Origin of the sequence: Moraxella sp. TY6, from assembly GCF_048551375.1 — a bacterium.
Lineage (GTDB): Bacteria > Pseudomonadota > Gammaproteobacteria > Pseudomonadales > Moraxellaceae > Faucicola.
In genome coordinates this window covers 16595-38577 of record NZ_JBLYZJ010000005.1, presented here as the reverse complement: position 1 = coordinate 38577, position 21983 = coordinate 16595, and the positions used below count along the sequence as shown (strand labels likewise).

The 21983-nt window shown below is 42.9% G+C and carries 21 protein-coding genes; 12 read left to right on the top strand and 9 right to left on the bottom strand.

Annotation, left to right across the window (positions count from 1 at the left end):
- Positions 1 to 41: 41 nt before the first annotated feature.
- The 3 genes from hisF to ACK1U4_RS04935 are packed head-to-tail and all read right to left on the bottom strand — an operon-like array spanning position 42 to position 1372.
- Positions 42 to 824 (bottom strand): imidazole glycerol phosphate synthase subunit HisF, encoded by a 783-nt coding sequence (gene hisF, locus ACK1U4_RS04945; RefSeq protein WP_419401217.1) that lies wholly within the window; start codon positions 822 to 824, stop codon positions 42 to 44.
- A 28-nt stretch (positions 825 to 852) separates the two neighbouring features.
- Positions 853 to 1080 carry a hypothetical protein gene (locus ACK1U4_RS04940; protein WP_419401216.1) on the bottom strand — a complete coding sequence of 76 codons (228 nt, stop codon included), beginning with the start codon at positions 1078 to 1080 and terminating at the stop codon, positions 853 to 855.
- On the bottom strand, positions 1067 to 1372 hold the full coding sequence (locus ACK1U4_RS04935; RefSeq protein WP_419401215.1) for a BrnT family toxin: 306 nt from the start codon (positions 1370 to 1372) through the stop codon (positions 1067 to 1069). The genes ACK1U4_RS04940 and ACK1U4_RS04935 overlap by 14 nt, the downstream gene beginning before the upstream one ends.
- A 124-nt stretch (positions 1373 to 1496) precedes the next feature.
- Between ACK1U4_RS04935 and ACK1U4_RS04930 the strand changes: the two genes are divergently transcribed.
- The 4 genes from ACK1U4_RS04930 to ACK1U4_RS04915 all read left to right on the top strand — a co-directional run bounded on the left by ACK1U4_RS04930 (position 1497) and on the right by ACK1U4_RS04915 (position 5110).
- The gene (locus tag ACK1U4_RS04930; RefSeq protein WP_419401214.1) at positions 1497 to 2513 is read left to right on the top strand and encodes a homoserine kinase; all 1017 of its coding nucleotides are present in this window, start codon (positions 1497 to 1499) and stop codon (positions 2511 to 2513) included.
- A 7-nt stretch (positions 2514 to 2520) separates the two neighbouring features.
- Complete coding sequence (locus ACK1U4_RS04925) at positions 2521 to 3003, top strand: hypothetical protein (RefSeq protein WP_419401213.1); 483 nt, start codon at positions 2521 to 2523, stop codon at positions 3001 to 3003.
- A 222-nt stretch (positions 3004 to 3225) separates the two neighbouring features.
- A complete protein-coding gene (locus tag ACK1U4_RS04920; RefSeq protein ID WP_419401212.1) occupies positions 3226 to 4098 on the top strand; it encodes a class II glutamine amidotransferase in 873 nt (290 codons plus the stop codon).
- Positions 4099 to 4141: 43 nt separating this feature from the next.
- The gene (locus ACK1U4_RS04915) at positions 4142 to 5110 is read left to right on the top strand and encodes a hypothetical protein (protein WP_419401211.1); all 969 of its coding nucleotides are present in this window, start codon (positions 4142 to 4144) and stop codon (positions 5108 to 5110) included.
- A gap of 151 nt (positions 5111 to 5261) precedes the next feature.
- On the opposite strand, the gene gltA is transcribed toward ACK1U4_RS04915, so the two are convergent.
- Entirely contained in the window at positions 5262 to 6548 is a 1287-nt protein-coding gene (gltA, locus tag ACK1U4_RS04910; protein ID WP_419401210.1) for a citrate synthase, read from the bottom strand.
- 705 nt (positions 6549 to 7253) lie between these two features.
- On the opposite strand from gltA, the gene sdhC reads away from it, so the two are divergent.
- The 4 genes from sdhC (at position 7254) to ACK1U4_RS04890 (ending at position 10774) form a co-directional block, all read left to right on the top strand.
- Positions 7254 to 7643 carry a succinate dehydrogenase, cytochrome b556 subunit gene (gene sdhC, locus ACK1U4_RS04905; RefSeq protein ID WP_419401209.1) on the top strand — a complete coding sequence of 130 codons (390 nt, stop codon included), beginning with the start codon at positions 7254 to 7256 and terminating at the stop codon, positions 7641 to 7643.
- On the top strand, positions 7643 to 7981 hold the full coding sequence (gene sdhD / locus ACK1U4_RS04900) for a succinate dehydrogenase, hydrophobic membrane anchor protein (RefSeq protein WP_419401257.1): 339 nt from the start codon (positions 7643 to 7645) through the stop codon (positions 7979 to 7981). Before sdhC ends, sdhD begins: the two co-directional genes overlap by 1 nt.
- A gap of 108 nt (positions 7982 to 8089) precedes the next feature.
- On the top strand, positions 8090 to 9943 hold the full coding sequence (sdhA, locus tag ACK1U4_RS04895) for a succinate dehydrogenase flavoprotein subunit (RefSeq protein ID WP_419401208.1): 1854 nt from the start codon (positions 8090 to 8092) through the stop codon (positions 9941 to 9943).
- Positions 9944 to 10063: 120 nt separating this feature from the next.
- A complete protein-coding gene (locus ACK1U4_RS04890; protein ID WP_419401207.1) occupies positions 10064 to 10774 on the top strand; it encodes a succinate dehydrogenase iron-sulfur subunit in 711 nt (236 codons plus the stop codon).
- Positions 10775 to 10953: 179 nt separating this feature from the next.
- Here ACK1U4_RS04890 and sstT read toward each other — a convergent pair whose 3' ends face one another.
- Both sstT and ACK1U4_RS04880 read right to left on the bottom strand, forming a co-directional pair.
- The gene (gene sstT, locus ACK1U4_RS04885) at positions 10954 to 12189 is read right to left on the bottom strand and encodes a serine/threonine transporter SstT (RefSeq protein WP_419401206.1); all 1236 of its coding nucleotides are present in this window, start codon (positions 12187 to 12189) and stop codon (positions 10954 to 10956) included.
- Positions 12190 to 12459: 270 nt separating this feature from the next.
- Entirely contained in the window at positions 12460 to 14121 is a 1662-nt protein-coding gene (locus ACK1U4_RS04880) for an electron transfer flavoprotein-ubiquinone oxidoreductase (RefSeq protein ID WP_419401205.1), read from the bottom strand.
- 240 nt (positions 14122 to 14361) lie between these two features.
- Between ACK1U4_RS04880 and ACK1U4_RS04875 the strand changes: the two genes are divergently transcribed.
- The 4 genes from ACK1U4_RS04875 to ACK1U4_RS04860 all read left to right on the top strand — a co-directional run bounded on the left by ACK1U4_RS04875 (position 14362) and on the right by ACK1U4_RS04860 (position 17488).
- On the top strand, positions 14362 to 15021 hold the full coding sequence (locus tag ACK1U4_RS04875; RefSeq protein ID WP_419401204.1) for a DUF1285 domain-containing protein: 660 nt from the start codon (positions 14362 to 14364) through the stop codon (positions 15019 to 15021).
- Positions 15022 to 15363: 342 nt separating this feature from the next.
- Positions 15364 to 16257 carry a glutamate racemase gene (murI, locus tag ACK1U4_RS04870; RefSeq protein WP_419401203.1) on the top strand — a complete coding sequence of 298 codons (894 nt, stop codon included), beginning with the start codon at positions 15364 to 15366 and terminating at the stop codon, positions 16255 to 16257.
- A complete protein-coding gene (locus ACK1U4_RS04865; protein WP_419401202.1) occupies positions 16254 to 17246 on the top strand; it encodes a DUF4062 domain-containing protein in 993 nt (330 codons plus the stop codon). The genes murI and ACK1U4_RS04865 overlap by 4 nt, the downstream gene beginning before the upstream one ends.
- Positions 17247 to 17302: 56 nt before the next feature.
- Entirely contained in the window at positions 17303 to 17488 is a 186-nt protein-coding gene (locus ACK1U4_RS04860) for a hypothetical protein (protein WP_419401201.1), read from the top strand.
- Positions 17489 to 17580: 92 nt separating this feature from the next.
- Here ACK1U4_RS04860 and ACK1U4_RS04855 read toward each other — a convergent pair whose 3' ends face one another.
- From ACK1U4_RS04855 to ACK1U4_RS04845, 3 genes are all read right to left on the bottom strand, one after another.
- On the bottom strand, positions 17581 to 18960 hold the full coding sequence (locus tag ACK1U4_RS04855; protein ID WP_419401200.1) for a lytic murein transglycosylase: 1380 nt from the start codon (positions 18958 to 18960) through the stop codon (positions 17581 to 17583).
- Positions 18961 to 19321: 361 nt separating this feature from the next.
- Positions 19322 to 20701, bottom strand: a complete 1380-nt coding sequence (locus ACK1U4_RS04850) for a PLP-dependent aminotransferase family protein (protein ID WP_419401199.1) — start codon at positions 20699 to 20701, stop codon at positions 19322 to 19324.
- Positions 20691 to 21926 (bottom strand): hypothetical protein, encoded by a 1236-nt coding sequence (locus tag ACK1U4_RS04845; RefSeq protein WP_419401198.1) that lies wholly within the window; start codon positions 21924 to 21926, stop codon positions 20691 to 20693. The genes ACK1U4_RS04850 and ACK1U4_RS04845 overlap by 11 nt, the downstream gene beginning before the upstream one ends.
- Positions 21927 to 21983: the final 57 nt, after the last annotated feature.

The window sequence follows — 21983 nt, the reverse complement described above, 5'->3', positions numbered from 1 at the left end:
TTAAAAAAGGAAACACAGTTAACAGTGTTTCCTTTTTTCTTTTATAACCGCATTTCAATTCCTTGATTTGCCATAAATTGCTTGGCTTGCCCCACGGTATATTCGCCAAAATGAAAAATACTGGCAGCCAATACCGCATCGACACCGCCATGAATCACACCATCGGCAAGGTGTTGCAAATTACCCACGCCACCAGAGGCAATCACAGGAATATTCACGCTGTCGGTAATGCGTTTCATCAAGCCCAAATCATAGCCGTTCTTTGTACCATCTGCATCCATCGAAGTCACCAATAGCTCACCTGCACCGTAACCTGCCATGCGTATTGCCCAGTCTATCGCATCAATGCCTGTCGCATTACGTCCGCCATGCGTGAAGATTTCCCAACGAGGCTGTAATACACCATTGACCTCGATATCCGCCACTTTTTTGGCATCAATCGCCACCACAATGCACTGACTGCCAAAGCGTGATGAGGCTTCACCAACAAAATCAGGATTGGTAATCGCCGCCGAATTAATCGACACTTTATCCGCCCCTGCATTGAGTAGGCTACGGATATCTTCGACTTTTCGCACGCCACCGCCCACGGTAAGCGGTACAAATACCGTTTCTGCCATTCGCTCAACCGTGTGGTAAGTGGTATCCCGTCCGTGATGGGTCGCTGTGATGTCCAAAAAGGTGATTTCGTCCGCCCCTTGTTCGTTGTAGCGTTGGGCGACTTCGACAGGGTCACCTGCATCTTTGATATCGACAAATTGTACGCCTTTGACCACTCGACCGTTGTCAACGTCTAGGCAGGGGATAATTCGTTTGGCTAGCATAGTGTTCCTTTTTGCTTAATTTACCCAGTTAAGCTGTTTTAAAATTCATAAAATTACGAATCATATTATTGATATATTGTTTTGTCTGAGTATCTTGTTTGGTCAACCATGACAAAATATCCGAATCAATGGGCGTGGTTTCTGCTTTTGCAGTATTTTGTAGTTGTGCGATTAAAGGGTGTTTAATGCGTTTGATACCTACCGTATTATCCAAATCAAGGTCTTTATACATTTCATAGTCTTTATCGGTTTGCATTGGCATAACTCCTTTGATGACTTTTTTCTGCTTTAAATGCGGTGATAAGGCGAATATTGGTGGCTCTTTGTGTCCAAGATACGAATAATAACCGACCTTGATGACTCATACCAATAGTAATGTAACGTACTTCCTCATAGCCTCGTGTATCTTCGTAACTTAATTCATTGGGGTCAAAAAACACGCTAATGGCTTCTTCAAACTGAACACCGTGATTGTTGAGTACCAGTTCATACTTGTCGGTATCCCATTCAAAAATGATACCATTGATAGTCTGTTCAATAGTTGGCATTGTTCAACCTTATTAAAATCACGATGAATAATATTCGCCCAATATAGCATTTAACCGTATAATATCTATTAATAGTAGCACATTTTTCACCATCAAATTAAGCGATTAACGCTAAGGATACCCCATGTCTGTCTATACGCACTTGTCTGAAGATGAATTTTTTGCCTTTTGTGGTTTATATGGGGTGAAATTTGCCAAAGCCATTCCCATCGTGCAAGGGGTCAAAAACTCGAATTGGTTTATCCAAACCGATGCAGACCTAAATAGTGACAAGGGCAATGATTTTAGCTACGTTTTTACCCTGTATGAAGAGCGTGTGCCAGAAGACATTATGAAAATGGCGACCGTCATGCACGCCCTTAAAGACAGCCTACCCATCGCACCGCCATTGGTCAAACAGACTGCTAAAGGCAATGATATTGGGGCGGATTGTGTGATGCGGTATGAAAATAAAGCAATTTTGCTTGTGCCAAAATTGGCAGGTTCACACCCGACCACCACCACAGTCGCTATGTGTGAAGCAATGGGGCAAGCATTGGCGACTTTGCACCAAACGCTCGAAACTTTACAACCTGCCGAGAGTTATGGCGTGCCTTTGTATGATTGGGCGAGGGTGAAAGAGCGTGAAACAGGCTTTATGCCAACGGATGAAGCCAAATTGATGAATGACATTTGGCAAGCCTATGCCGATTTGCCGAGTGATTTGCCAAAGGGCTTGTGTCATTTGGATATGTTTACCGACAACACCTTGTGGGATTTTAGTGGTGATACTGCCAAACTCACAGGCTTGCTAGACTTTACTGAGGTGAGTGTCGAGCATTATGTGATGGATATTGCCATCACCATTAATGATTTTTGTACCACTTGGGGCAATGCCACTGAGGGCGAAACGGTGAATTTTGACCCTGCCAAAATGCAGGCGTTTTTGCAAGGCTATGAAACGGTGCGAGCCTTGACGGCTGATGAGAAAAAAGCATTGCCTGTGATGTTGGCGTATTCGGCGACTATTTTTTGGTTATTACGCTTGAATGTGATTTTTTATAACCGTGAGCAGGGACGGACTGGGGCGGATATTATGGTGAAAAATCCTGATTTGATGAAACGCTTGGCGAGTTATCATTGGGGAAAAGTAAAGGAATAAATTTAAAATGTTTTGGTTATATTTTGTGGGTTTGATTGGATTTGCTTTAACATTGTTGTTATTACTACCACTTATTATTGATGGTTACATGAAATTTTTTGGCGAAAAAGTTTTGGCAACGGTTGAAAGTGTTGAAATTACAGCCCACCCAAACCCCAAATTACCAAACTATATTCTTTATATGGGAAAACTGTCTTATCATTATGTTTACAAAGGGAAAAAATATCATTCAGAGCGTATCAATGCTTTTGGTGAGTTACTAAGAGAAAATAAAGGTGATGTTGAGCGTGAATTAGCAATTAAGGACAATAAAATTACGGTCTATGTGTGTAAATTTCATCCAAATTTTGTTGTTTCTCACCCACTAACAATGAACAAGAAATTTTATATTCCCATGACGATGTTAGTATTATTATTTTTCCCATTTATCAGTTATTTGGTGATAAAAAAACTGACCGTTTTTGATGTATTTTTTAAAATTTTTGGTTAAATAGAAAAGGGTTCAGCTTTCGCTAAACCCGATGAACCCTACTTTAAAGTCTAGCCTTATTTCACATTCACGAATATTATAACTTCTTTTTGCAAAAATAAAAAGAAAGCCCCCGATTACTTCTATGCTAATTAATACAAAATTAACAAACATAGGGCAGGGTCGGGGGGCGTATTAGCAACTATTTTAGGTTAAATCATATCCAAAATCAATGGAAAAATCATGTGCCAATTACTCGGAATGAACTGCAACACCCCCACCGATATCAACTTTAGCTTTGCAGGGTTTCGTAAGCGTGGCGGACAGACCGACCACCACAAAGACGGCTTTGGTATCGTGTTTTTTGAACGTAGCCAAAGTGGGGCAAACGCAGGACTACGCCAGTTTCACGATGACAAGCCCAGTTACTGCTCGCCAGTTGCCGACCTTATCAACGCCTATCCGATTAAGGCGATGAATGTCATCTGCCACATCCGCAAAGCCACTCAAGGTGTGACTTGCCTTGCCAATACCCATCCGTTTGTGCGTGAAGTATGGGGCGAAGAATGGGCGTTTGCTCATAATGGACAGTTGCACCGAGGTTTTACCATGCAGTTGCCTGCCGTGCCTGTGCATTATCAGCCTGTGGGGACGACCGATTCGGAAATGGCGTTTTGCTATTTGCTCAATCGCCTAAAAGCCGAATTTAGCAAGCCACCTAAAGACGCTGATTTATTCGCTTTTTTGACCAAAATTTGCCGTGAATTGTCCGAGCTTGGGCTATTTAATTGCTTGATTAGCAATGGCGATTGGCAATTGGCGTATGCAGGGAGTTTGTTATTTTATCTCACTCGAAAAGCCCCTTTTGGTGAGGCGAAGCTTGCTGATGGCGATTTGTCGGTAGATTTTAGCGAATTGACCAGTGACACTGATAAAGCCACGCTGATTACCACCATTCCGCTGACGTGTAATGAGGATTGGCAACAGTTGTATGTCAATGAATGTGTGATGTTTCGAGAAGGGGATATTTTATTTAAAGACACCCCAGTAGAGCCAGTTTGTTTGACTATCGAGGAAGGGATTGCCATTGCTAGAAAAGTAGGGGCGACCCTATAAATCTTAAATCTAATATAAGTAAAATTTTGTTGGACTAAAACCCATGTCAATTGAGCAATTTGGCTATATTTATCGTAACTGTGACACCGTGGTTGCAAAAACTCAACCCTTGAGCTACATGGGTCAACCGCTTGAGTTTTTTGTACCGACCCTTTGTCATAGCATGGCAATCACCGCTACCGATGAAACATTGGGTAATTTTGACATGACTTTTTTTGTGGGCAGTGAATTTGCTCAGACATTAAGCTTTCGAGCGGTCGAAGTAGAGCAGACTGCGACAGTTAAAGCGTGTAGTCACCTATATAAAAACCTAGCAGAAAATCACGGCGACCAATTATTAGCAAGGGTTGCTTTGGTGCATGAAAACCTTGAGCATCAAACAACCGCTGACTTATTAGCCAAACCATCCGCTTTTATCCGAGGGTCAACCTCGCTACTAGCCGAAACCCTTGAACCGATGAGTGGTCGTGACAAATGGCATATTGATGGGCGAGGGGTGGTATTTATCAGTCCTTATCAAGGGATGCAACAGCCTAGACGAGTGATATTATTGGTAATGTTGGCGTTGGCGTATCAATTGGCACTTAATCAAATTAGTGAGGCATTAGCCAATATCGTAAAATTGCCAGAAAGTGCCGAAAATATCCAAGCCTTGAATGAGCTGTATCTTAAATCAGCAAAATTTAATGCCCAGTTTTATTTTTCAGCCCCTGTCCAAGTCAATCGCTACGCCACTTATCAAGCGTGGGAAAAAATCAATCAAGTCTATAAGCTAGAGCGAGAGTACCAAGAAACCAATAGCCAACTTGACCAAGTGCATCGTATTTTGACGTTTCATCACCAGCAGTGTGAACAGCAATTGATGGCAAAACGTAATAAGATTATTGCCATGTTTGGGGTGTTGATTACTGTGCTTAATCTGTTACAGCCACTGGATATCATGCTTAATTGGAATAAAAATGGCAATTGGCAAAAAATCAGCCATTACCTTGGGCAGTTATTTGGATTTTAACGTAAGATATAAAAACAAAGTCACACAACCCCAAGTCATAAACCCCTAAGCCACAAGACTCCAAATCACAAGACCCCAATGAGAAAACCCCAAGTGATGACTTGGGGTTTTGGCTATGGTTATTTTGGCTATGGGTATCGTAGCAGACAGATTATTTACGGTCTTCCACTTTAACAAAATTACGCTGTGTCGCACCCGTGTAAAGCTGGCGTGGGCGACCGATTTTGTATGGAGCTGAGTGCATTTCTAACCAGTGGCTAATCCAACCAGAGGTACGAGCCAATGCAAAGATAACGGTAAACATTGATGTTGGGATACCGATAGCTTTTAGGATGATACCTGAGTAGAAGTCCACGTTTGGATATAGGTTACGCTCTTTGAAGTACGGGTCGTTTAAGGCGATTTGCTCAAGTTTCATGGCAAGTTCAAGTTGTGGGTCTTTGATACCCAATTCGCCCAACACTTCGTCACAAGTTTCTTTCATCACTTTGGCACGTGGGTCAAAGTTTTTATAGACACGGTGACCGAAGCCCATCAATTTGACTTCTTTACGTTTAACTTTTTCCATAAACTCATCGACATTGTCAACTGTGCCGATTTCGTCTAGCATTTGTAATACAGCTTCGTTCGCACCACCATGTGCAGGCCCCCAAAGAGCCGCAATACCTGCTGCGATACAAGCGTATGGGTTTGCCCCTGTTGAGCCTGTCAAACGAACGGTTGAGGTTGAAGCATTTTGTTCGTGGTCAGCGTGTAGGGTGAAGATTTTATCCATCGCTTTGGCATGGATTGGATTGACTTTATAATCCACGTCTGCTGGCGTTGAGAACATCATTTGTAGGAAGTTTTCAGCGTAGCTTAGGTTGTTTTTTGGATATACAAAAGGTTGACCACTGCTATATTTATAACACATGGCGGCGATGGTCGGTACTTTAGAAATTAGGCGAATCGCTGTGATTTCACGGTGGTCTTGTTTGCTAACGTCAAGGTTGTTGTGATAGAACGCAGACAATGCACCCATAACACCAACCATGATTGCCATTGGGTGAGCATCACGGCGGAAGCCTTCAAAGAAACGGCGTAATTGGTCATTTACCATCGAGTGTTTACGGACTTTTTCATAAAAGTCTTTCTTTTGTTCGGCATTTGGTAGGTCACCATGAATCAAGGCATATGCCACTTCAAGGTATTCAGCTTGGTCTGCCAATTGGTCAATTGGGTAGCCACGGTGTAATAGGATACCTTTGTCACCATCAATAAAGGTGATTTTTGATTCAGTCGAAGCGGTTGCCATAAAGCCCGGATCATACGTCCAAAAACCTGCTTCTTGCACCCCTTTGATATCCAAGACAGGATTGCCTAATGTACCTTCGATAATCGGAAGTGGATAGTCTTTTCCATTAACTTGCAAAACTGCACTGTTGTCTTTCTCTGACATAATATCCTCACAGACATAGAATAAAAATAATACTTAGCCCTATCAGAATAGTACCGCATATTACTGTTAAAGAGTAGGATACGGTGAGCTGATTGGCGAAGCCATTGCCCAGATAGTATCACTTCGGTGTGAAATAAGGTAAACCCACCTTACGCAAATCTTATCTATATTAACAGCATTTGACATAAAAATGAAAATAAATTTCATCTAAGCATTGGTAAAATTTAAGTTATTAATACTTTTTTTTACCAAAAAAAGTGTTTTTTTGCGTTTTTGTTTGTATTTGTAAGCAAAGCCTTTTATAATTAATAAAATTTTACTGGTGGCTAGCTTTGTCTTTTCAATATCAACCATCAATAGCTTAGTATTGTTGATAATTATCCTTAAGTATCAATGATCAGTGGTTATTGGTGGGTTTTTGTTGGCTATTGTTAGGTGGATGATTGCGTGACTCAATCATTGGGTAACTACAATCATTGGATAACTAAAAGTTATCTAAGCGTTAATGACGTTATAAAATACCCTTCATTGACGCCTGTTCCTAATAATGCTTAAATTTTTGACATGTCAAAGTACGCTAGCTATTCCTTATCTTCGATTTACCTGTTTTTTAACAGACTGTGTCGTATGTACAATTAACACATTTTGTTAGTTGTTGAGTTGTGCTGGGAACAATGACAGGTAAGTTCAAACTGCGAATAAAGGATGCCCGCTGTGAAAAGCAACCGACCGATTGACCTTCCTTTAAGCCAAGTAATTAATGTTAATTCAAAAAACCCAATTGCGTTGGCTTCCATTACCCACCGTGTGTCTGGTGTGGTGTTATTTTTATTAGTTCCTGTGATGTTATGGATTTTTCAAACATCCCTTGCTAGCCCTGAAGGTTATGCAGCGGTGTTTAGTAATGTGCTGGTCAAATTATTGGCATGGGTATTTATCGCCGCCATTGGCTATCACTTTGTGATGGGTATGAAGCATTTATTTGCCGATATGGGCATGAATGAAGAGTTAAAAAGTGGTCGCACAGCGACATTCATTGGCTTTGTGCTGGCTGCTCTTTGGGTAGTTGGTTCATTTGTATGGGTGATGTTCTAATGAAAAGTGCAACAGGTTTAACAGGCTCAGGCTCTCGTGACTGGGTGATGCAACGCATTAGTGCGGTGGTTTTGGCAGTGTACTCGCTAATCATGCTAGGCTGGTTTTTGACGCATCAACCGACTTTTGAATTATGGCGTGGCTTTATGCTGAGTTTGCCAATGCGTTTATTTTCGCTATTGGCGATTGTGGCGTTAGTGGGTCATGCTTGGGTGGGTATGTGGACGGTATTGACCGACTATGTCAAAACCAGTGGCTTACGTTTTGTGCTACAGTCAGCGATGATTATTGCGATTGTGGTGTATCTGTTCTGGGGCGTTTGGATTTTCTTTGGTTAAAATAAACTGTTGATTTAAAGAAAATTTTTCGCAATCCGTTCAATTTTGCATGAGAGTAGCGGTTTTATCCGAATTTTTCATGTCAATTAATGCTTAGGAAGTAAAGCAATGGCAACAAAACAAGATAACACTATCAGCAATATTCAGACCCTTACATTTGATGCTGTCATCGTGGGTGGTGGTGGCTCTGGTATGCGTGCCTCTCTTCAGTTGGCTCGTGGCGGTATGAATGTCGCTGTTTTGACCAAAGTTTTCCCAACTCGTTCGCACACCGTTGCGGCTCAAGGCGGTATTGGTGCTAGCCTTGGCAATATGAGTGACGATAACTGGCATTTCCATTTTTATGACACCATCAAGGGTTCAGACTGGCTCGGTGACCAAGACGCTATCGAGTATATGTGTCGTGAAGCCCCAAAAGTGGTGTACGAACTAGAACACATGGGTATGCCATTTGACCGTAATGCCGATGGTACAATTTATCAGCGTCCGTTTGGTGGTCACACTGCCAATTATGGCGAAAAAGCGGTACAACGTGCGTGTGCGGCGGCTGACCGTACGGGTCATGCTCTTTTGCATACCCTTTACCAAAAAAATCTTGAGCAAGGCACAGAGTTTTTCATTGAATGGATTGCCCTTGACCTTGTGAAAGATGAGAAAGGCGACATCAATGGCGTGATTGCCCTTGAGCAAGAAACAGGTCGTGTGGCAGTATTCCAAGCCAAAACCACCGTATTAGCGACAGGTGGTGCAGGGCGTATTTTTGCCGCTTCAACCAATGCCTTTATTAATACAGGTGATGGTCTAGGTATGGCAGTGCGTGCTGGTATTCCACTTCAAGATATGGAGTTTTGGCAATTCCACCCAACAGGTGTGGCAGGTGCAGGCGTACTATTGACTGAAGGTTGTCGTGGTGAAGGTGCATTATTGCGTAACAAAGATGGCGAAGCCTTTATGGAACGCTATGCCCCAACCTTAAAAGACTTAGCCCCTCGTGACTTCGTATCACGTTCAATGGACCAAGAAATCAAAGAAGGTCGTGGCTGTGGTCCAAATGGCGACTATGTGGTATTGGACATGACCCACTTGGGCGTGGATACCATTATGAAGCGTTTGCCATCGGTTTATGAGATTGGTAAAAACTTCGCTAACGTAGATATCACCAAAGAGCCAATCCCTGTTGTGCCAACGATTCACTACCAAATGGGCGGTATTCCGACCAATATTCATGGTCAAGTGGTAATGCCTGACCTTGAAGCAGGTACAGATGCGGACGGCTTATATGCTACCCAAAAAATCGTCAAAGGCTTATACGCCATTGGTGAGTGTTCATGCGTATCGGTGCATGGGGCAAACCGTCTAGGTACGAACTCATTGCTTGATTTGGTGGTGTTTGGTCGTGCTGCAGGTCAGCATATCATTGATGAATTCCATGCGTCTGACCGCCATGACTATTCGCCATTGTCACCACAAGTGCTAGATAAAACCATGCACCGCTTGAACGGTTTACAACAATCAACCGATGGTCTAAATGCCCAAGACGTGGCTGATGAAATTCGCCGTACCATGCAACAACACGCTGGGGTATTCCGTACCCAAGCATCAATGGATGAAGGCGTGAAAAAAATCTTGGCATTGGAAGAAAAAGTTAACCGTGTGCATCTTGTGGATAAATCACAAGTGTTTAACACCGCTCGTATCGAAGCCCTTGAAGTGGCAAACCTTTACGAAGTGGCAAAAGCGACCATGTTGTCTGCTGCCTTACGTAAAGAGTGCCGTGGTGCTCATACCGTGGTGGATTACGAACGCCCAGCCGATGACAGCTATGCACCGCTAGGACGTAATGACCATGAGTGGATGAAACACACGCTTTGGTTCTCAGAAGGCAACCGTGTGATTTATAAACCTGTGCGTAAAAGCCCATTGACCGTAGATTATGTCGAGCCAAAAGTTCGTACGTTCTAATCACGGATTGGTTGAAGTCGCTATTAACGTGGCGTGGTGGGGTATCGACCGCCTCACCCACGCCCAAAAATTTTAAAATTATCGGATATTCAATGATATCCAAGTGTGGAGTTTAGCAATATGAGCCGAGGTACTCGCACCATCGAAATTTTCCGCTACGACCCTGATAAGGACGCAGCCCCACGTATGCAGACATACACCATCGAGTTATTGGACTCTGACCGTATGTTGTTGGACGTACTTGTCCGCCTAAAAACCATTGACGAAACCATCAGTTTCCGCCGTTCGTGCCGTGAAGGTATTTGTGGCTCTGACGGTATGAACATCAATGGTAAAAATGGTCTATCATGCTTGATTAACATGAACACCTTGCCAAATAAAATCACGCTACGCCCATTACCTGGCTTGCCTGTGATTCGTGATTTGGTGGTGGATATGAACCAGTTTTATGCCCAATACGAAAAAGTACAGCCATATTTGATTAACGACCAGCCAGCCCCACCGACTGAGCGTCTACAATCACCAGAAGACCGTGAAAAACTCAATGGCTTGTATGAGTGTATCTTGTGTGCGTGCTGTTCGACTTCTTGTCCGTCATTTTGGTGGAATCCTGACAAATTCTTAGGCCCATCAGCGTTGCTCAATGGCTACCGCTTTGTGGCAGACAGCCGTGACCAAGCAACCCAAGAGCGTTTGGCTCGTCTTGACGACCCATTCAGCCTATTCCGTTGCCGTGGTATTATGAACTGTGTGTCAGTGTGTCCAAAAGGCTTGAACCCAACCAAAGCCATTGGTCATCTACGCAGTATGCTACTTGACCAAGCAGGCTAATCTGTGAATTGAACCAATAAAAAACCCTGTTGCGACAGGGTTTTTTACTGGCTCATAATAAATTATAATGAATTAAATCAGAATCAATACGATGAAATTTTGGGCGTATGCAATACGCCCCTACAAAACTGTCTTATTTCTAGTTTAAACAACTATATAAGATAATTTTGTTTCGGTACTTATTTATGGTAAGCATATTGTGGGTCGGCTGCTGCGGTAAATAGTACGTCAGTCGAAGAATTTAGGGCAGTTTCCACCGAGTCTTGAATCACCCCAATGATAAAGCCAATCGCCACCACTTGCATGGCAATGGTATCTGGAATATTAAAGAAGCTACACGCCAACGGAATCAACAACAGCGAACCACCTGCCACACCAGAAGCCCCTGCGGCTGCCAAGGTCGCCAAGACTGATAACAACAATGCTGATACAAAGTCCACTTGTATCCCCATCGTATGAGCTGCCGCTAAGGTCATCACATTGATGGTGATAGCTGCCCCTGCCATATTGATGGTCGCTCCCAGTGGAATGGTAATCGAATAAGTGTCTTCATGTAAGCCCAATTTTTTAGCAAGATTGAGGTTAACAGGAATATTAGCTGCCGAACTGCGAGTAAAGAAGGCAGTAAGCCCACTCTCTTTAAGGCAAGTAAATACCAATGGATAAGGGTTTTTGCGAGTTTTTACCAATACAATCAGTGGGTTGACCACCAAGGCAATAAACAACATACTACCGACCAAGACGGCAAGTAAGCGAGCATAGCCCAATAGCACGGACAGACCTGTTTCGGCAATGGTTTGTGTGACCAGTCCAAATACCCCAAATGGGGCAAACCAAATCACCCATTTCACTGCCGATGATACGGCATCAGCCACATCGTTAATCATGGTTTTGGTGTGTTCAGAGGCGTGACGCAATGCCAATCCCAATACCGCCGCCCATGCCAATACGCCCATATAGTTGGCATTGACCATTGCTTTGATGGGGTTTTCTACGATATTGGTCAGTAAGGTGCGTAATACTTCTGCCAATGATGCTGGTGGGGTTTGGCTGACTTCAGCGGTTTTTAAAATAAGCTCTGTTGGAAACATAAAGCTGGCTAAGACAGCGGTTAAGGCTGCCAAAAATGTGCCGACCATATACAGCACTAGGGTAGGGCGAACGTTGACTTGTACACCTGATTTGTGTTGACAAATTGCAGAGATGATTAATACAAAGACCAGTAACGGGGCGATGGCTTTTAATGCCCCAACGAATAACGAACCCAAAATCGAAATCGTTTCAGCGACACTCATCGGCAAGCCACCGATGATGGTGGGGTTTGCCAAACTACCGACCAAAATACCTAATATTAAACCAACGATAATCAAGGGGACAAGCCCCATTCGTTGATATGCCTTTAAGAATGCTTGCATAATCACCTCATAAGAAAATATAACGATTTGTTACATATTATACCAAACCCAATAAATATCGTATTGTAGGGGCTTATTGCATAAGCCCTATATTTGAAATCTCAAAATAGGGCGTAAGCATTACGCCCCTACGACTTTAAATTTTGGGTTTGGTATTATATAAAAAACGCTACAAATAGAAAATAAAGTTCCGAATTACCAAAAAACCCACTTATCAAAAGTGGGTTTTTTTATTGCATTTGAATCAGCCACTAATATGCGAGATAAGGATTACATATTTGGGTAGTTCGGACCACCGCCACCTTCTGGCGTGACCCAAGTGATGTTTTGTGATGGGTCTTTGATGTCACAGGTTTTGCAATGCACGCAGTTTTGTGAGTTAATCACGAATTTTGCCCCATTGTCGGTTTGCACCACTTCATACACGCCTGCTGGGCAGTAGCGTTGGGCAGGTTCGGCAAAGATTTTGAGGTTGCGTTTGATTGGTACATCTGGGTCAGTGAGTTGTAGATGGCAAGGTTGGTCTTCAGCGTGATTTACGTTTGAGATAAACACCGAAGATAGCTTGTCAAAGGTCAGCTTGCCGTCTGGTTTTGGATAATCTGGGATAAACGCATGGTCAGCACGCTCTAGCACGTCATAATCTGGCAAGTTGTCATGGATGGTAAGAGGCATTTTACCTTTAAAGACGTTTTGCTCAAGGAAGTTAAATGCACCACCCATCCAAATACCCATACGGTGCATGGCAGTGGCAAAGTTACGAGCTTGGTACATATCTTCAAATAACCATGAGTTTTTGAATTTATCTTCATAGCTTGCAACTTCGTCATGTTGGCGACCACTGGCAATCGCTTCGTACACGGCTTCGGCGGCCAACATACCTGATTTGATAGCGGTGTGCGTGCCTTTGATTTTGGCAGGGTTTAGGAAACCTGCATCATCACCGACCAATAGACCACCTGCAAAATACAGTTTTGGCAATGAGTTTAGACCACCTTTGGTCAAGGCTCTTGCCCCATACGATAGGCGTTTGCCACCTGTCAAAATATTGGCAATCAGTGGATGGGTTTTAAGGCGTTGGAACTCATCAAATGGTGATAGGTATGGGTTGTGATACGCAAGGTCGATAACCATACCAAATGATACTTGGTTATTTTCATCAAAATATAACCACCAACCACCATTGCTATGTGTTTCGCTCAATGGCCAGCCAGAACCGTGTAGCACCATACCCAGTTCATGTTTGGCAGGGTCGATTTCCCACAGTTCTTTTAAGCCGATACCATAATGTTGTGGGTCTTTGCCGTCATTTAGGTTAAAACGGCTCATTAAGCGTTTGCCAAGATGTCCACGGCAACCTTCAGCAAAGATGGTGTATTTGGCAAGTAGCTCATAACCCGGCTCATACGCAGATTTTGGCTGACCTTCGGCATTGACACCCATATCGCCTGTCAATACGCCTTTGACTGAGCCATCTTCGTTGTATAGCACGTCTGACGCTGAGAATCCCGGAAACATCATCACTTCGAGTTCTTCGGCTTGGGTGGCAAGCCAACGCACAAGATTGCCTAATGAAATGATATAGTTGCCATCATTGTGCATAAGGCTTGGTACGATGTTGTTTGGTAATTCACGGTATTTGGTTTGGTTTTTGAGCATGTACACACGGTCGCCCTTGGTTTGGACGGTGACAGGTGCACCTTTTTCTTTCCAATCAGGAATCAACTCATCCAATGCACGAGGTTCAATCACTGCCCCTGACAAGATATGAGCCCCAAATTCTGAGCCTTTTTCGACCACACACACGCTAAAATCTGGATTACCCCCAGCGATGGCTAATTGGCGTAAACGAATCGCTGTGGAAAGCCCAGCAGGGCCACCGCCCACAACGACAACGTCAAATTCCATTTGTTCACGTTCGATGTCTTGCATACAAACTCCTACATTTATTAAACTGGCATAAGCGAAAAGCTTACTGCTTGCAAATTTATTTGGTAAATACTATCCATTATAATAGAAATACGCCCCAAACAACATAGCAATTTCACTACAAAAATCTTTGGCATCCCCCAATTCAAGGTTATACAATAAGCCAATGTATGACGATGAATGTTAATATTGTAAATTATTGTCGATAATTTTTCAAACCTTTAGCCAAGCCTACTACCGCCTATGAACTCACTGTTTGAACAACTCAATCAAGCCTTGGCTTCCACAGACAGCCCAGTCAGTGGCATAGCCGACCCTCGCTTACCTACGACACGCCTCACTCGTCCCATACCGCCACTCGAAAAATGGCAACCCCAATCTTGCGGTGCGATGGACATGCTCATCAAAGCCAATGGCGATTGGTGGCATGAGGGGCGATTAGTGACTAGACAGTCATTGGTTGAGCTGTTTTCTAAAGTGCTATGGGCGGAAGAGGGGGACGTTAATGGGAATGGGGCAGGCGAGGTGCAGTATTTTCTCAAAACCCCTGTCGAAAAAATCCAAATCCAAGTCGAAGATGCCCCAATTATAGTGACCGAAGTTGAACAAATTGAACATGAAGGGCAGACGTGGTTGCAGTTTTGTACCGCCCAAGGTGATGTTGTTATTGCTGATGACAAGCACCCTATTTCGCTCGGCTTTCCTTACCAAAATCAACCACACCAAGCCAATCAGCCTTATTTATTGGTGCGTCAAAATGGCGATTCCAAGCTATATGGGTTGATTCATCGCAATGTATTTTATCATTTGATTGAGTTGGGCGAACTGCACGCCACCGCCACAGGAGCGACATTGGTGCTAAATAGTGGGGATAATCAGTTTGAATTAGTTGGCAATTTTTGAGCCATTTTTTAGCAAATAATGGTATACTAATGCGATTTTATGAATGTTCAAGTAGGTATTACACAACGCTTAAATGATAAACTGGTGGAAGTATTGTAGGTTTGAATCCCCCTAAATCCCCCTTTAAAAAAGGGGGACTTTGCCCTCGTATTAGATTTATGTTCAAGGCAACGCCCCCTCTTTCGTAAAGAGGGGGTTGGGGGAGATTTAAAAATGGCGAATAACACTTACTACTTTTGTATTATCAAAATAAGTTGTTTATTTAGAGTACATCATACTCACCCTACGAACATTTAATAAAATACCATGTATCAAAAAGATAAGATTAAATACAGACACCCCATGACCCAATCACCCATAACCGCCTGTTTAAATCCTGACGCCCCAATCGGTGTGTTTGATTCTGGATTGGGTGGGTTATCGGTGTTTACGCATATTTATAAACAATTACCGTTTGAAAATTATATTTATTTAGCAGATACCTTGCATGTTCCCTATGGCTCACGGCAAGCGGATGATATCCAAAAGTTAACGCTACAAGCGGTGGATTGGTTGGTCAAACAAGGCTGTAAATTGGTGGTGATTGCTTGTAATACCGCCTCAGCTCATGGGTTGCCTGCGGTGCGTCAAGCTTATCCCAATTTGCCGATTGTGGGGCTAGTGCCTGCCCTCAAACCTGCGGTGCTACACACCCAAACCAAACAAGTGGCAGTATTAGCGACCCCTGCAACTTTACACGGCTATTTGCTCAATGACGTGATTGATGAGGTGGCAAATCCCCAAGGTGTGACTGTGTATAAATATAGTATCGCCAGCCTTGTGCCGTGGGTGGAGGAAGGAATGCCGACTGAGCATGTGGCGGTACAGGCATTGGACGACTTGATGGCGGAATTATTTGTCAAACGAGTGGATCAATTAGTGTTGGGTTGTACACATTTTCCATTTTTTAAAGGGTATCTGATAGAAAAATTACAAAACCACTATCAGCAAGGACAGCAGCAAGGGGTACAATTACAAGGATTACAACTGATAGATTCTGGGCAAGCGATTGCCAAACGTGTGCATACCTTATTAGAGCGATTAACGATTGTGAATCATTCATCTCAATCATCAGCGTTGAATTTTTATCATACTGGGAATTTTATAGCAACGGAGCAAGTCGCTCAACGCTTATTGGGGCAGTTTTTACCCCAGTTAAGCGTAAATTTTTGGCAAAATGCCTATGATGGGTTATGATTTTATCAAGAGAGGGTCAGGTGTCAACACCACAGCGTTATCACATTCATGTTTGTTTGGTTCGTAATGAACACCCTGAGTTTGAAAATGCCTTGCAACTGGCATTGTCAGATGGGTATTTTTTGACGTGGGATTTGATTGCACATCCGAGCCAGTTTATGGATTACACACGTCAGCAGATTGACCAGTGTGATTATTTGTTGTTTGTGTTGGGCAATGGTTATGGGCATTTGAGTCCATCAGGTGTCAGTTTGTTGCATTTGAGCTATATTTATGCCGTCACCAAGAAAAAGCCGTTACTTGCCTTAATTAAAACCCAAACCCCACAAGTCGAATTTTCACGCCAACGCATTGATTTAGCGTCTTTAATTGACAAAGACCAAGGCAATCGAGCGATGTATTTTTTGCGAACACAGCAAGCGATTGATGAATTAAAACTTGCGTTAAATGATTTGATTAATACCGAAAGTACGCAAGGCTGGGTGCGTGGCACAATAGCACAGCCTTTCAGTCGCAATATTTTACAGCCCAAACCAGCGACCACCACCACACTTCGAGGCAATCTATTAAGCAGTGTGCCTAACCCAAGTAAAAATTTCGACCCACCGCCCAATTTTGAAAACATGACCTTAGATGATAGTTTTTTGGTGAATTTTTCTGCCCATGCCTATCAAGCAGGTAATTTACAAGAGGTGATGGCGACTCACAGCTTTACTTGGCGAGAGGTGATTGACCAATTACGCCTACTGACGCCTAATTTTAGCAGTGATAGCCTGTTAAGACGGCTGAATGAATCGCTAAAACCTGTGGCATTGATGGAAGCCAGTAAGGTTGTTCCCAATTTGCATGCGGTGTCACGTCATCAAATTAATAACGTGGATTTTCAATGGCTAAAACAACAACTGGTGGATAATCAATGGTTATTACCTGCCAAAGATGAACGGATTGGGCGAGAATTTTGGCGACTCAATACCAACTTAACCAATTAACATAAATCATTTAAGCACTCAACCATTTTAACCTATCAATAATAAAGGAAATAATGATGCCAAACAGTCACTTAACCACTGAAGCGAATGCCCTAGAACAAAAACTGAATCACCTTGAAGAAACCATGCACGAAGCCGAACGCTCACGCACTTTAGAAGAACAAGTCGCTGACATGAAACGCCGTGGTATCGACCCTCGTGACTCGTTCAAAAAATGGGATGACGAGGAAGAAGATAATTAATATTTTGATAAAGTATTGATTTAACATAAAAAACCCTTAAATTCGTATTTAAGGGTTTTTTATTGCTAAAAGGTTAAGGTTGTTGGGCTTGTTTACGGCGAAACAATAACACCTTGCCCACTATCAGTACGATAATAAGTAGCCCGCCCACTGCTATCAGTAACAGCTTTAAACGTGGATTGGCTAGTGGGTTGGCGATAAATTGTTGGATTAGGGTTTGTTGGGTTGACGGTTGAAGACTGCCGAACCCCACCTACAGGATTTGCCATTAGTAGACGATATAGCTTCATGCCTGCACGTCCGTCAGGATTCACCCCTTGTTGACGTTGGAAGTCTTGAATCGCTTGGCGTGATTTTTCGCCAATCATGCCATCCGCTTCACCAATGTCATAGCCACGATTGATTAACGCTTGCTGAATCTCACGGGTTTGACGGCGAGTAATCCCTGCATCATCAGTCGGCCAAGGTGTGACAAAGCCGACATTAGTGACTTGGTTTTTGCTAATCATGTCGGATAAATGGGCGATGGCAAGGGCGTAATTTTCTGACGCATTGTAGCTATAAAACGCATCGAAGTTTTTACCGACCAAGAACGCAGGGCCTTTGCTACCTGCAGGCAAAATCAGCCCTGCACTGTCTAGGCTTGATGGTAAAGGCTGTCCATTGGCAAGGGTCAAGCCTTGGTTTCGCCAGTAGCTCATTGGTTTTTTGGCTTTGCGGTTACTATCCGCCCAAAATCCTGACGGCAATTTCACCTCAAATCCCCACGGTTCGCCACTGCGATAGCCCGCTTTTGCTAAGAAGTTGGCGGTCGAAGCAAGGGCATCGGCTTGGCTATTGACCAAGTCTTTACGCCCATCGCCGTCAAAATCTTGAGCAAGGCGAAGGAAGGTCGATGGCATAAACTGGGTTTGACCAAATGCCCCTGCCCACGAACCCTTCATATCATCACGGCGGATATCGCCATTTTTTAGGATTTTGAGGGCATTGGCGTACTCAGTACGGAAGTAGCTTTGACGGCGGTCAAAACACGACAAAGTCGCCAATGACTGAATCAAGTCTTTTTTACCCAGTTGCTTACCAAAATTCGACTCAACGCCCCACACGCCTAGTACGTCCGTACCTTTTACGCCGTAGCGTTGTTCGATACGGTTTAGGGTGGCTTGGTGTTGGTTTTTGGCATTGATACCGTCTTGTACTCGCTCTTCATCGACCAGTCCTGAGAGATAATCCCAAACTTCTTTTTGGAACTCTGGCTGATAGTTAAGCGATACAATCACGCTTGGGTCAGGTTCGCTTGGGCGGTATTGCTCAAGGGTACTGGCGACACCGCTAAAAGTAGAGGTGCTTTTGAGGTTGGATAAGCATTGTTGAAATTGGGCATTGCTTAAATTGGGTGGCGTAGGGGCTGAGTGTGCTTGGCTGACGATAGCAAGGCTAGTAATAGCCAGTGAAATGGGTAATAAACGCATAGATGACCTTTATAATATTAAATGACAGGATAAGATTGAATTTACGCCGAAGCCACTGGATTCCTGCATTCGCAGGATGAGAGCCGTTAAAGCAAAACACTGTTTTGCAGGCTCGCAAGACGAGGGATATGCCCGAAGTAACGAACATTTAATTTACTCGTCCCCCCTGCGTAGGCAGGGGTCTAGTGTCTTTATTAAAAAGATGAAGTTACAATCGCCTAAATCTTAAAGAAAAATTATGCGATAAAGGGTAGTCAAATTAGGTGGTGATGAAAAGGTTTTTTGTGCTTTGCTTACATTTTTTAACAAGGCTGAAAATAATCATCAATGGGTGGTGAGAGTCCGCCCTTTAACCTTTAATTTAGCCAATCAAATAAGCTTTTAACCATGCTAAAAACTCATCACTGGTACGAGTGACATTGAGCCGAATGTGGGTTTGATAGCGTGCGGTTGGGCTAAATAAATGACTCGGGGCAACTAGCCAGTTATCCTTATGGGCTTGCAATGCCAATTCTCGACTATCCATACCGACATCCACCCAAGCAAATAACCCTTGTCTGACACCAGTCGGATACGATAAACCAATTTGGGTAATTCGTTGTTGCAAACTGGCATGAGCAAGGCTTAAGCGTTGCTGAATTTGGCTAAGATGTTTTTTGTAATAACTGTCTTGCCAAATTTGATAAATCGGACGTTCGGTCAGCTCTGGCGTGGTCATATTGGAGAACATTTTTTGGCGTAGCAGTTTTTCTAAATGCTGTTCTGGACTGGCAATCAAACCCACTCGCCAACCTGCACCCAAAATTTTGGACACGCCTGTCACATAAAATACTCGCTTGATGCCGTCAAGCGTGGCGTATCGCATGGCAGTTTTATCCTCACAAAAATAATGATACACGTCATCTTCGACAATATAACAGTCGTGCTGTTCCATGAGTTTTAGCACATCAAACACATTGCTTGGCGGTAGATTATAGCCTGTCGGATTGTGTAGTACGCTGTTGGTAATGTACAGTTTGGGGCGATAAGTGTTAAGGGCTTGTTCCAGTTCATCCAAATTAATCCCCTTTTCGTTACGTTCAATGCCAATCACATTTAACCCAAGCTGTTGCAGACAGCCAATAATCCAAAACCACGTTGGGTCATCGACCAGTACCGTATCACCCACCTTGCACATGGCACGGGCAATTAATTCAATCGCTGATGACACGCCAGTGGTCGTGAGCATGGTTTCGGGATGGGTGTGAATATGGCTTTCAGCAAGCTGTCTTGCCAGTTGTTCACGCAAGGGCAAATAGCCTTGAATATTGCCGTAATTATAGACGAATTGTAGTGACTGACTGGCTTTTTTATGGGCTTTGGCAAGCTTGTCGGCAGGATACAGCCAATCGGATGACAGCAGTCCTGTGCCTGAGGCACGTTCCGCAGGCGTGTTGTTAAACAGATGTTGTAACAGCCAACTGGTTTCTAGCACGTTACCAGTCATGGTGGGTAAATTGACCGCAGATGTAGGGCTTTGCTGAGGTTGGTTGGGTGTAGCGACAAAATAGCCCGAGCCTTTGATGGCGGTCAAATAGCCTTGTGCGACTAGGCTATCATAGGCGGTCACGACCGTATAAGGCGATACGCCCAGTTCTTTTGCCAACACTCGCACCGATGGCACTTTACTGCCAACACGGTAGATTTGCCATTGGATGTTGTCAATGATGTGGTTGATAACGAGTTGGGTTTTAGTCATCATTAAAAAAATCATCTTCATAACTTAGAAAAGACGGGTCTATATATTCATAACTACTATCTAAAGCATTTTCTACGACTTCAAGTCCTAAATATGGACAGTCATAAGGTATTTCGATTTTCCCATCTTCATATGATTTTATCAACGCTTCATTGAACAATTCATCAAATATGCCCCATCCTTGAAAAGCAATAAGTTGGCTTCTAGCAAGCATAATATCTCTTAGTGCCATCCAATAGTTAGGACATTCTACACATGGGTTACAAAATGATTTTAAAAAATGGAGAGATTTGTCTGTTATATAGTCAAAGGAAGCAGTATATCCATCAGGTGATTCATCCAACAGAATTCTCATAAATTGTTGTTGTGCCTTAGGTAAACTCGCTATCGTACCATCAAAATTAGGGGTATGTAAAAATCGCTCTAAGAAACCAAAAGGGGATAAATGAAACATTGATATACTATATGGTGCAAGGCTATGTTCCCAATTGTCTTTCCACAAGAAAGCAAAGCCATTATCACCCTGTAGTGTACCTTCAGTTTTCATAACAGAAAGTGCAGTCCGCATTTGCTCTATATGGTCATCAAGTCTATGTCTGTTTGGATTTATTCCATAAAGTTCATCATCATACAAGCATAACTGATATCCAAATACATGGTCATTACATAGATGATTGGGAATATCTGAAGATGAAATTTTATCAATATCGACAATTTTCAGTTTGACTTTCCCATCTTTTCTTATAGGAATTAGGCATATAATGTTTTTGTGATTCCAAATAACATCTCTCGTAATATAATGCTTTAGAAGCGTAGGATAATTATTTGAAATGATAACATTATAAATGTCGCCATCCGCTAAAAATGGCAGATGTGTTTTCAATTCAGCACCATAAGCATTTAGTTCTGTACCTACCTGCCGAGTAGGATTAGCGATATTTTTCAGCTCAATGATAACTAAACCTTGGGACTCATCTGAATATAAAAGTATATCGGGTTTAAGGATGTCTTTATCATCTAAAGAGATATTCTCATTTTTAGATATAATGGTATTTATATCTAAAGACTTGATACATCTTTGATAGCTTTCTTGAAACTGCTTGGCAAAAGGATGTTTAGGCTTGTATTCATAAGGATAATCAACATTTTCAATCAAATCATTAAGACCATCAACTTTATCAAGCTCAGATTCCAACCATTCTTGCATTTTTGCTTCGTTATCAAACATTTTAATTCATCCATAAAATTGTACTAGTTGCTTTACCAGTACAGTTATTTTCTATAA